The organism is Pseudoroseomonas ludipueritiae (assembly GCF_014490445.1).
In the GTDB taxonomy this organism is placed as follows: domain Bacteria; phylum Pseudomonadota; class Alphaproteobacteria; order Acetobacterales; family Acetobacteraceae; genus Pseudoroseomonas; species Pseudoroseomonas ludipueritiae.
The window spans coordinates 1-11921 of the sequence record NZ_JACTUZ010000140.1 but is presented as its reverse complement, the minus strand read 5'-3'; the positions used below and the strand labels follow the sequence as shown (position 1 = coordinate 11921).

Sequence of the window (11921 nt, the reverse complement as noted above, 5' to 3'; positions counted from 1 at the left end):
TCCGCCGCTGCCGGCGCCGAGCCGCCGCCGGCCCTGGCCGTCGCGGTGGTGCCGGCGGTGTCCCGCCCCCTGGCCCGTGCCGTCGTGGGCGATGGCTCCGTGGTGCCCTGGCAGGAGCTGGTCCTGGGGGCCGAAGCCGGTGGGCTGCGGGTGGCCGAGGTGGCGGTGGAAGAAGGCGACCATGTGCGCCAGGGACAACTTCTGGTGCGGCTGGAGGATGCCGTGCCCGCCGCCCAGCTCGCACAGGCCGAGGCCGGGCTGGCGGAGGCCGAGGCCGCCCTCGGCATCGCCCGCGCGGACCTCGCCCGCGCGGTGGAACTCTCCCGCAGCCAGAACACGCCGCGGCAGGTGCTGGAGCAGCGGCAATCCGCCGCCCGGCAGGCCGAGGCCCGACTCGCCTCCGCCCGCGCCGCGCGCGACGAAGCCCGTGCCCGGCTGAACCAGACACGCATCGAGGCGCCTTATGATGGCGTGGTGCTGCGGCGAAGCGTGCTGCCCGGCGCGGTGACCGGGGTGGGCCAGGAAATGGTGCGCCTGCTGCGCGAGGGCCGGCTGGAGCTGGATGCCCGCGTGCCTGAGCTTGACCTCGGCATCGTGGCGCCTGGCCAGGCGGTGACGGTGCGGCATGGCGCGCGGGAGATTGCCGCCACGGTCCGCGCCATCTCCCCCAATGTGACGCTGGACAGCCGGCTGGGCACGGTGCATGTGGCCCTGCCGGCCGGTTCCGGGCTGCGCCCCGGCATGTTCGCCCGCGCCGAGGTCCGCGCCGAGGCCTCCCCCGGCATCATCGTGCCGCAGGAGGCCGTGGTCTTCCGCAACGGCGCGGCGGCCGCCTTCGTGCTGGAGGGCGAGCAGGTGCGCATGCGCCGCCTGACCACCGGCATGCGCCGGGAAGGCATGGTGGAAGTGCTGGACGGCCTTGCCGCCGGGGAGCGCGTGGTGCGCACCGGCGCCGGCTTCCTGGCCGATGGGGACCATGTCCGCCTCGCCCCGGCGGCGGAGTGACGCGCCATGACCGAACACCGCAATATCTCCGCCTGGGCCATCCGCAACCCTGTGGCCACCGCCGTGCTCTTCCTGCTGCTAACGGTGGCTGGCCTCGCCAGCTATCCGCTGCTGCGCATCAACAACATGCCGGACCTCGACCTGCCGGTGGTGGTGGTGACGGTGATGCAACCCGCCGCCGCGCCGTCGGAGCTGGAGACTCAGGTGACGCGGCGGGTGGAGGACGCCGTCGCCGGCCTGGGTGACGTGCGCCACATCACCTCCACCGTGGTGGACGGCACCTCCACCACCGTCCTTGAATTCGCGCTCGGCAAGAATGTCGAGCAGGCGACGAATGACGTCCGGGACCGCATCGCGCGCATCCGCACCGACCTGCCCGCCGATATCCGCGACCCCAGCATCACCCGCGTGGAAGCCACCGGCGGCGCCATCCTGACCTATACCGTCGCCGCGCCATCCATGACGCCGACGGAGCTGAGCTGGTTCGTGGACGACACCATCTCCCGCAGCTTGCTTTCCGTGCGCGGCGTGGCCGAGATCAATCGCGTCGGCGGCGTGGAGCGTGAGATCCGCGTGGCCTTGCGGCCGGACCGGATGCTGGCCCTGGGCATCACCGCCGCCCAGGTGAACGAGCAGTTGCGCGCGCTGAACATCGACCTGCCCGGCGGCCGTGGCACCCTGGGCGGCGCGGAACAGGCCATCCGCACCCTGGGTTCCGCCGAAAGCGTGGAAACGCTGCGGGCGCGCAGCATCGTGCTGCCCAATGGCCACACCGCCCGGCTCTCCGAACTGGCCGATGTCACCGATGCCACCGCCGAGGTCCGCACCGCCGCGCGCCTGGACGGCCGCCCCGTGGTGGCCTTCGAGGTGCTGCGCACCAAGGGTTCCTCCGAGGTTTCGGTGGCCGAGGGCGTCGCGGCGCGGGTGCAGCGGCTGGTGGCCGAGCATCCGGGCGTGGAGATCAGGCTCGTCGCCTCCACCGTCACTTTCGTGGTGGCCGGCTACCACGCGGCGCTGGAGGCGCTGATCGTCGGCGCCGCGCTGGCCATGCTGGTGGTCTGGATCTTCCTGCGGGACTGGCGCGCGACCTGGATCGCCTCCATCGCCATGCCCTTCTCGCTGATCCCGACCTTCTTCGTGATGTGGGTCTGCGGCTTCTCGCTCAACAACGTCACGCTGCTGGGGCTGACGCTGGTGGTGGGCGTGCTGGTCGATGACGCGATCGTCGAGATCGAGAACATCGTCCGCCACCTGCGCGCCAACCCAGCCGGCGGCACCATGCGCGCGGCGCTGGACGCCTCGGCCGAGATCGGGCTGGCGGTGGTGGCCACCACGGCCACCATCCTGGCCGTCTTCGTGCCCGTGGCCTTCATGCCGGGCATCCCCGGCCAGTTCTTCCGCGAGTTCGGCCTGACGGTCGCGGCGGCGGTCGCCTTCTCCCTGGTCGTTGCCCGGCTGCTGACGCCGCTGCTGGGCGCGCATTTCCTCAAGGCCAGCGCGCGCCAGCACGACGAGGACGCCACCGGCTTCTTTGGCCGCCGCTACATGCCGCTGCTGCAATGGTGCCTGCGCCACCGGCTGCTGACCGTGCTGGCGGGGGTGGGCTTCCTGGTGGCATCGGTGGCGCTGACGCCCTTCATCCCACGCGACTTCATGCCGGCCAGCGACCGCAGCCGCTCCGCCCTGTCCATCGAGCTGGCGCCCGGCTCCACCCTGGCCGAAACCGAGCAGGCGGTGCAGGCCGCGACCCGCATCCTGAAGGCGCGGCCGGAGGTGCGCTCGGTCTTCGCCTCCCTCGGCACCAGCAACAGCGGCGCCATGGCGATCGGCAGCACCACCCATGCCGGCGACCCACGCCAGGCCAACCTGATCGTCAACCTCGTGCCGCGCTCCGAGCGTGGGCTGAGCCAGCAGCAGTTCGAGGCCGCCGTGCGGCCGGAGCTGGAGAAGCTGCCCGGCGCCCGCCTGCGCTTCGGCGCCGACAACCAGAGCGGCTCCAAGCTGCAGATCACCCTGGTGGGCGATGATGGCGCCGCCCTTTCCGCCGCCGCGCGGGAGCTGGAGCGGCAGATGCGTGGCCTGCCGCAACTGGCCGGCGCCCGTTCCACCGCCAGCCTCTCGCGGCCGGAGATCCAGATCATGCCGCTGGAAGGCCGCGTGGCGGATGCCGGCGTCACGGCCAGCGCCATCGCCGCCACGGCGCGCATCGCCACCACCGGCGACATCGACCAGAACCTGGCGCGCTTCAACCTGCCGGACCGGCAGATCCCCATCCGCGTCATGCTGGACGAGGAAGCCCGCAACGATCTGGAGCAGTTGCGCGCCCTGCGGGTGCAGGGCCGTGGCGGCGCGCTGCCGCTGGGCAGCGTGGCCAGCATCGAGCATGGCGCCGGACCGGCGCAGATCGACCGGCTGGACCGCGTGCGCAAGGCCACGGTCGAGGCGGAGCTGAACGGCATGCCCCTGGGCGAGGCCACCAAGCTGGTGAACAACCTGCCCATCCTGCGCGACCTGCCCGCCGGCATCCGCCAGCAAGAGGTCGGCGATGCCGAGACCATGAAGGAGCTCTTTTCCGGCTTCGCCATGGCCCTGGGGGCCGGCGTGCTGATGGTCTATCTCGTGCTGGTGCTGCTCTTCGGCGGCTTCCTGCAGCCGCTGACCATCATGTCCGCCCTGCCGCTCTCCCTGGGCGGGGCGCTGATGGCGCTGGTGATCGCGCAGAAGTCCCTGGGCGTCTCGGCTGTCATCGGCGTGCTGATGCTGATGGGCATCGTGGCCAAGAACTCCATCCTGCTGGTGGAATACGCCATCCTGGCCCGCAACGAGCATGGGCTGGACCGTGACACCGCCATCCTGGAGGCCGCCCGCAAGCGCGCCCGGCCCATCATCATGACCACCATCGCCATGTGCGCCGGCATGGCGCATATCGCCATGGGCATCGGCGCCGACTCGGAGTTCCGGGCGCCGATGGCGCTGGTGGTGATCGGCGGCCTGATTACCTCCACCCTGCTGAGCCTGGTCTTCGTCCCCGTCGCCTATTCCTACATGGACGGGCTGGAGGCCTGGGTTGCCCGCCGCCTGCGGCGCTCCACCTCCCAGGCAGGCTCCGCGGCTGCACCGGCAGGTCAATAGCCCCACGTAAAATTCTCGCGTCGCGCTGCTCCTTTTTCTCTCTAAGTAAATTATAAGAAGGTTGATCCCTGGCGGGTCGCCTAGCAGTGGAGCTTTCGACGCATGCAATCTGTCCTGATGGGGCTCAGCCTCCTCATCCTCGGCGACAGCCATTTCGGGATGCAGAACTACCTGATCACCACCCTGCAGGATGAGCTGATCCGCCGGGGTGCCAAGGTGGCCACCTATTCCGCCTGCGGGTCGCCCCCCAGCATCTGGCTGACGGTGCGGGTGGCCTCCTGCGGCACGGCCCAGCGCGTCCAGTCCGGCGCCATCGCGCAGCAGACCGGCGCCAATGCCAAGACCACCCCGATCGACCAGCTGGTGGCGCAGAACAAGCCCAACATGATCGTGGTGGCCATGGCCGATACCATCGGCGGCTACACCAAGCCGCAGATCCCCAAGGAGGAGATCCAGGAGCAGGTGACGGCGCTGACGGACAAGATCCGCAGCATGAACATCCCCTGCCTCTGGGTCGGCCCGAGCTGGGGCACCGAGGGCGGTCCCTTCATGAAGACCTTCGCCCGGGTGGAAGAGCTGAACCAGTACATGGCCACCGTGGTCAGCCCCTGCACCTATGTGGACAGCACCAAGCTGAGCAGGCCGGGTGCGTGGCCGACCTTCGACGGCCAGCACTACACGGTGGATGGCTACAAGGCCTATGGCACCGCCCTGGCCGACCAGATCGCCAAGATGCCCGAGGTCCAGGCGGCGGCGAAGCGCTGACGCCACGGCCGGTGCGGCCCCCCATGCCGCGCCGGCCCTTCCCCGCGCCTTGCCCGCCTGCCGCGCCCGCGCGGCGGGGGCGCGCTTTCCGCACCATCGCCCCAAGGCCGCAGGCGTGACCGCATGATCTTCGCCTCGTTCGAGTTCATCTTCCTCTTCCTGCCTGTCTATTTCGCGCTCTACTTCCTGACGCCGGCCCGGTGGCGGAACTGGCCGGTGCTGATCCTTTCCTGGCTCTTCTATGCCTGGTGGCGGGTGGACTTCCTGGCGCTGCTGATCGGCGTCACGGTCTTCACCTTCGTGGTGGCGCGGATGATGCACGCGGCGGGCGTGGACAGCCCGCGTGGCAAGCGGCTCTTCTTGCTCGGCGTTCTCGGCAACCTGGGCGTGCTGGGCTACTTCAAGTATGCCAATTTCGGCGTGCAGACCTTCAACGATCTGGTCACCGGCCTCGGCTTCACGCCCGTGGCGTGGAACGAGATCCTGCTGCCCATCGGCCTGTCCTTCTACGTGCTGCAATCGGTCAGCTACCTGATCGACCTGCGCCGCGGCACCGTGCCGGTCAGCCGCAACTTCATCGCCTATGCCACCTACAAGGCGATCTTCAGCCAGCTCATCGCCGGTCCCATCGTGCGTTATGCCGAGGTCGAGCAGGACCTGAAGCACCGCAAGCATTCGCTGGCGCTCTTCGGCGCCGGCGCGCGGCGCTTCATGATCGGCTTCATCATGAAGGTGGCGCTGGCGGATACGCTGAGCCCCATGGTTGATGCCATCTTCGCCCTGCCCGCGCCGACGCTGACGGAAGCCTGGGCCGGCGCCATCGCCTATACCTTGCAGCTCTTCTTCGATTTCGCCGGCTATTCCGCCATGGCCATCGGGCTGGCGCTGATGTGCGGCTTCCACTTCCCGGAGAACTTCGCCCGCCCCTATCTCTCGGGCAATATCCAGGAATTCTGGCAGCGCTGGCATATGACGTTGGGCCGCTTCCTGCGCGACTATCTCTACATCGCGCTGGGCGGCAACCGGAAAGGCAAGGTCCGCACCTACGTCAACCTCTTCCTGACCATGGTGATCGGCGGCCTCTGGCATGGTGCCAACTGGACCTTCATCCTCTGGGGCGTCTGGCATGGCGGGATGCTGGCGGCGCATCGCTGGTGGAGCCGCGCCGGCTTCCGGATGCCGCTGATCCTTGGCAACATCGTGCTGATGCTCTGCGTCGTCATCGGCTGGGTTACCTTCCGCGCGCCGAATATCCACGGCACCTTCGGCATGTACCGCGGCATGCTGGGCCTGAATGGCACCGGGTTGACGGATGCCGTCGCCTGGCAGATCACGCCAGACCAGTGGTGGACCATGCTGATCGCGGCCTTGGTGGTCTACCTGCCGCTGTTGGCCGCGCGCACGCCGCTCTTCCGCCCGCCGGAGCAGAATGGCCCCGCCTGGCGCGCCGCCTGGGCCGCCGCGCCCTTCATCGGCTTCGTGCTCAGCCTGGTGCTGCTCTACAGCCGCGCCGCCGTGCCCTTCCTGTATTTCCAGTTCTGAGGTGGCCGCGATGACCCCACCCACCAGCCGCTTCCGCCAGGCAGCTTCCATCGGTCAGGGCGTCGCCGTCATCGCGCTGCTCGGCTGGGGATTCTGGCAAGGCATCACCGCCATGACGGCGCCCGAAGCACAGGAACGCATCCGCCAGACCTTCTCCTTCCAATCGCTGCTGAAGGGGGAGACGGCGGCGGCGGTGAACCACGCCATGGCGCATAACCTGCCGGTGGACCCGGTCTTCCGCGCCGTTGGCGGTGTGATGCGCTGGAAAATCTTCGGCTCCGCCGGGCCGCAGGTGCGGGCCGGCTGCGACGATTGGCTTTTCCTGACGGAGGAGCTGCGCCCCTGGCCGGATGCCGCCGCCCACCAGGCCGCGCGCGTCGCCGCCCTGAAGCGCGTGGCGGCGAAGCTGGCGGAGCAGCAGATCCAGCTCCTCGTGGCCGTGGTGCCGGACAAGGCGCGCGTTTATTCCGAGGAACTTTGCGGCGCCCCGTGGTCCAGGCAGTCGCAGGAGCGGTATGCCGGCTTCGTCGCGGACCTGCAGGCGGCGGGCCTGCGCCATGTCAGCCTGCTGCCGGCCCTGCAAGCCGCCAAGGCCGGTGGCCCCGTCTTCTACCGCACGGATACGCACTGGAGCCAGGCAGGCGCCGCCACGGCCGCCGAGGCCATCGCCCCGGTGGCGCGTCAGATGGGCATCGAGCCCGCCGAGCGCTTTCGCACCAGCGCCGAGGCCAGGGAAACCGATGGCCCCGGCGACTTGCTGCGGCTGATGAGCCTGGACAAGGTGCCGGACTGGCTCCGCCCCGCCCCCGACCGCCAGCACAAGGAAACCACCGAGGCGGAGCAGCCGGCGGAATCCGGCGGCGGTGGCCTGCTGGACGAGACGCCCGCGCCGCCGGTGACGCTGATCGGCTCATCCTATTCCGTGAACGCTAATTTCCACGGGCGTCTGCAACAGGCGCTGGGCGTCACGGTCGGCAACTTCGCCCAGGCGGGCGGCGGCTTCTTCCGCGCCGCCAGCGACTATTTCGCCGGCGAGGCCTTCCGCGAGACGCCGCCGAAGCTGGTGGTCTGGGAAATCCCCGAGCGCGTGATCGGCCAGCCGATCGATCCGGCCGAGCAGCGTTTCCTCGACCGCTGGTGAGCTACTTGCCCAGCAGCGCGCGGATCTGCGGCTCCAGCGCCGCCGAGAGGATGGCGTAGCCCACCATCGTCGGGTGCAGCCGATCATAGGCGATCTGGTCCGAGAGGTTGCCGGCGCCATCCAGCAGCATCGGGCCAGGATCGGCGTAGAAGACGTGCTTGTTGTCGGCGCAGCGGGCGATCAGCGCGTTGATGGCGGTGATGGAAGCGCGGAAGGGGTCCTGTGCCGTCGCGCCGCGCGGCAGCAGCCCCACCAGCAGGATGCGGCTTTGCGGCGACCGCTGCCGGATCAGCCGGATATTCTCCGCCACGCCAAGCGCCACATCCTCGGCCTGGGGGTTATGCGCGTTGTTGGTGCCGATCAGCAGCACCACCAGTTCCGGCTTCAAGGTGGCGCCGAGCGGCAGGCGGTTCAGCCGCCACAACAGCCCCTGCGTGGTATCGGTGCCGACACCTAAGTTCAGCGCGGCGCGCGTTCCGTAGAACTGCTGGAAGATCAGCGGGAACCAGGCCTGGGTGATGGAATCGCCCAGGAACAGCAGCCGCACGCGCGAAAGATCCGTGCTGGCCAGGATGCGGTCCAGCTCCTGCACCCGCGGCTGCCACCAGGGGCCGGGCACCGGGGCGGGCAGCGCTTCCGGCGGCGGGTTTGCACGCGGCGGCAGGCTGGGGCAGGCTGTCTGCGCCAGGGCCGGGCCGGCAGCCAGCCCGGCCAGCAGCGCCAGGAATGCCGCGCGGCTCATCGGCGCGGGGCGATCCGGTCGCGGGCCAGCAGCGTCACCGGCTTGCCCTCCGGCGCCATCAGCCACACGCTATATTGCCCGCCGGCATCCAACTTGCCGAGATCCTGCACCGGCGCCGGCTTGCCGCCGCAGGCCGCCTGCACGCTGGCCGTGGTGGGGTTCACGCTGCGGGACTTGGTGGTATTCGGCGCCACGCCGGTGAAGACCGCCTGATTGGAACCCTGCAGCGTCAGGCTGCCATCGGCGCAACCGGGGATCAGGTTGTAGAAGGCCAGCCGTGCCCGAATCTGGTTGAACTCCAGGCTGTCCGGCAGGTTCGTGGCCACCAGCTTGCCGTCCTGCCGTTGCAGGATGACGGTGTTGTAGCCCTGCTTGAAGCTGACGCTCGCCTTGGCTGTCTCACCGCCCTGGGTGATCTCCAGCGCCTGCTCCTTGCCCACCGCCTTTTCGGCCGGAACATAGGGGCCGACGCGGTCCGCATCGGCGCTGCCCTGGGTGAAGGCGGGGGCGAAGTCGGCCTTCACCGACACCTCGCCCGGCAGGCCATTGATGATGCGGATAAAGGCCGTGTCGTCCGGCAGGCGCTGCTCATAGAGCATGGGGGCCTGGGCCTGGGCCGGCAGGCCGCCCAGCCCGGCCAGCAGCGCGGCCCCCAGCAGGATACGGCGGGCTTGGCGGATCTGGGCGGTATGGCTCATCAGGCTCTCCGGTTCGGCGGGACCGTGTATCGGCAGTCCAGGCAGGAAAGCCGATGGATCGGAACGGGGTTGCAGCGCGGGGGCGGCTCAGCGTGGCAGGGGCATCATGGGGTTCAGGTCCGGGCCTGGTTGCTCGAAGGCATAGCGCAGCCGCACCATGCCGGTGGCCTGCTTCCAGTCGCCGCTGCGGTCATAGGTGGCATAGGCGCCGATGCGGAGCTGCGGCGTGATGTCGTATTCGGCCTCGGCCCGCAGGTTGCCGATGACACCGCTGCCATCGCGCCCGGCATAGCGGGCCGCGAGGGTGGAATCCGCTGCCGCCGCCGCAGCCAGTTGGGCCTGTAGCTCCGGGTTGTTGGGGAAGACGGCGGTGTCGTCCTCCCGGTAGGTCTGGTAGCCCACCGCGCCGCCGAGGCGCAGCCGCAGGTCGCCGATGCGCTTGCGCCAATCCGCCTGCACCACCGCCGAGACCTGCGACTGCGGGCTGAAATAGCCGCCATGGCCCAGGGTGAAGTAGCGCAGGTTCTTCTCGAAGGCGGCGTAGCGGGCGTCGAAGCCCAGCACCAGCGACTGGTCGGGCTGCCGCAGCACCGTCCAGGCGATGCCGCCGCCCAGGTCGAAGCGGCTGTTGTTGGCGACATGGCGGCCGTCGATGGCGGCATAGCCACCGCCACCGTAGAGCACCGCGTCTCCCACCGTGTATTCGAGCTGCGCCCGGCCGCCGGTGGTGGTCACGCCGCCCCAGGTGGCGCCGGTGCGGGAGTCGCGCAGACCGGCATAGGATAGCAGGCTGTCCGAGACCGCGCGGCGCTCGCCCGTGATGCGCAGGCGCAGCCGGTCCGTCAGCGAAGGCGCGTATTCGATGCCGCCCACCACGTTGGCGATGCGGAAGCCGAGTGGCGTGGAGCCGATATCGGCCCGCAGGTCGCCATAGGCATAGCCGACATTCAGCGCCACGCCGGTGGCAGTGCCCTTGGCACCGTTGAGGCCAACCGCATTGCCGCCGCCCAGCACATTGCTGCCGAACTGCCGCAGCGTATTGAGGTCGCTGCCGATGGAGCCGGTGTTCAGCGATACCGCCTCCGCCTTCGCCGTCACGCGGCCGCCGATGCCGGGCACCGCCGCCGAGACCTCGACCGGCGCCGTTACCTCGGTCAGCTTGCTGAGGCCGCCCTGGCCGGAGCGGCCGCGCACGCCCACCCCCGCCTGAAGCCAGGTCACCGTCTCCTGCCGCGCCGCCGCCAACTCATTGGCGATCTGGGAAGCCACGGGGTCGGATATCTCCGCCCCCTGCCCCGCCGCTTCCTCCGTGCCGCCGCGCAACCGGGTGGCCAGCAGTTCCGCGTCACTGGCGCGGCTGCCGCCACCGGCCTGCAACTGCGCGTAGCGGCGCACGCCGGCGCTCTCCAGCGCCCGCAATGCCCGGTAATGGTCGCCCTGGGCGCGGGCCCGGCGGGCTTCCAGCAACATGATCTGCGGATCTGCGGGAAAGCGGCTGCGGCCCTCCTGCAACAGCGCATCGGCGCGCCGCCAATCCCGCCGCGCCAGCGCCGCATCGGCGGCGACCGTCAGTGCTTCCAGGCTGCCAGGGTTCCGCGCCAGCACCGCATCGGCGATGCCCTGTGCCTCCGGCGCCCGGTTGCTGGCCAGGTAAACCCGCGCCAGCGCCAGGTTCACGGCCGGGTTGTCCGGCATCTCCCGCAACGCCGGCTGCAACTGCGCCAGCGCGGCGCGCTGGTTACCCTCGGCACTGAGCTGTCCCGCCTGCACGACGGCCGAGCCGGCGGAGAGCGAGGCGATCTGCCGGCGCTGTTCCTCCGTCAGCCGCCCTTCGGCCAGCAGGCTGGCGGTGATGGCCTGCGCATCCTCCACCCGGCGGGCGGACAGCAGCGCGCCGGCCAATTGGATGCGCGCGTCCGGGGTGGCATTGCGGTTCACCGCCAGCGCGGCGCGGGCGGCCTGGGCGGCAGCCTCCGGCTGTTGCAGGCGGCCCAGCGCGCGCACCACGCCGGCCGCCATGGTGCCGGAGGGGTCGGGGCGCGCGGCCAGTGCCATCAGCCGCTGCATGGCGTCGGAACGCGGCGTGTCCCGGGCCAGGGCTTCGAGCCGGCCGATCTCCTGCTCCTGCCGCGCCTGGGTCAGCAGGCGGTTGGCATCGGCGTTGCGGACACGGGCGGGGATGGCTTCCAGCCGTGCCACCACCTCGCCATAGCGTTCCTGGTCCTGCGCCAGCAGGGCGGCGGCATAGGCGGCATCGTTGTTGCCCAGCGCGACGAGTTCCTGTTCCTCCCGCGCCGCCTCGGCCTCCTGGCCCTGGGCGCGCAGCAGGCGCACGAGGTCCAGCCGCACCCAGGAGTTCTGCGGGTCCACCGCCTTGGCCTGCGACAGCAGCGCGATGGCCTGGGCAGGCTCGCTGCGGCTGGCTTCGTCCCGCAGCGAGTAAGCGCGCTGCGTGGCGAGCCCGGCGGAGGAGCCGGGCCGGAAGCCGGTTTCCTGCTGCAGCGCCTCGGCCTCCGCGAAGCGGTTCTGCCGTTGCAGCACGTCGTAAAGGCCGCCCAGCGCCTCCGTCAGGCCAGGACGGCGGGCCAGGGCGGCACGGAAGCGCGCTTCGGCCGTCGCCAGGTCGTCCCGCCGCAGCGCGATCAGGCCCAGGATGACCTCGGCCTGCACCTGCTCACTGGCATTGCTGCGGGCGGCGCGGCGGGCGAAGTCATCCGCCTGCTCCAGGTTGCCCCGCGCCAGCGCCTGCCGCGCCTGCACCGAGGGGCTGGGCGGAATCCGCGCCTGGCCCCCGCCCCCGCTCCGGGCCGGCTGCAGGGCCGCATCCAGGCCGGTGAACATGGTCATGAACTCGTCGCGCCGCTGCGGCGCGGCGGCGATGGCGCGGTCCCGCAGG

8 protein-coding genes are annotated in these 11921 nt (G+C 70.5%); 5 read left to right on the top strand and 3 right to left on the bottom strand.

From position 1 onward, the window contains the following. The 5 genes from IBL25_RS20685 to IBL25_RS20665 all read left to right on the top strand — a co-directional run. On the top strand, positions 1–1005 hold a 1005-nt coding region (locus IBL25_RS20685; protein ID WP_187780400.1), incomplete at its 5' end, for an efflux RND transporter periplasmic adaptor subunit. 6 nt (positions 1006–1011) lie between these two features. Beyond that, positions 1012–4137: an efflux RND transporter permease subunit gene (locus IBL25_RS20680; RefSeq protein WP_187780399.1), complete on the top strand. Its 3126-nt coding sequence runs from the start codon at positions 1012–1014 to the stop codon at positions 4135–4137. Positions 4138–4239: 102 nt separating this feature from the next. Further along, positions 4240–4902 carry an SGNH/GDSL hydrolase family protein gene (locus IBL25_RS20675; protein WP_187780398.1) on the top strand — a complete coding sequence of 221 codons (663 nt, stop codon included), beginning with the start codon at positions 4240–4242 and terminating at the stop codon, positions 4900–4902. 123 nt (positions 4903–5025) lie between these two features. Then, entirely contained in the window at positions 5026–6444 is a 1419-nt protein-coding gene (locus tag IBL25_RS20670; RefSeq protein WP_187780397.1) for an MBOAT family O-acyltransferase, read from the top strand. 10 nt (positions 6445–6454) lie between these two features. Next, on the top strand, positions 6455–7585 hold the full coding sequence (locus IBL25_RS20665) for an alginate O-acetyltransferase AlgX-related protein (protein WP_187780396.1): 1131 nt from the start codon (positions 6455–6457) through the stop codon (positions 7583–7585). 1 nt (position 7586) lies between these two features. On the opposite strand, the gene IBL25_RS20660 is transcribed toward IBL25_RS20665, so the two are convergent. From IBL25_RS20660 to IBL25_RS20650, 3 genes are all read right to left on the bottom strand, one after another. Further along, entirely contained in the window at positions 7587–8327 is a 741-nt protein-coding gene (locus IBL25_RS20660; protein WP_187780395.1) for a GDSL-type esterase/lipase family protein, read from the bottom strand. Further along, positions 8324–9025 carry an alginate O-acetyltransferase AlgF gene (locus tag IBL25_RS20655; RefSeq protein ID WP_187780394.1) on the bottom strand — a complete coding sequence of 234 codons (702 nt, stop codon included), beginning with the start codon at positions 9023–9025 and terminating at the stop codon, positions 8324–8326. Before IBL25_RS20655 ends, IBL25_RS20660 begins: the two co-directional genes overlap by 4 nt. Positions 9026–9112: 87 nt before the next feature. Then, the coding region (locus IBL25_RS20650) for a cellulose biosynthesis protein BcsC (protein WP_187780393.1) at positions 9113–11921 on the bottom strand (2809 nt) is incomplete at its 5' end.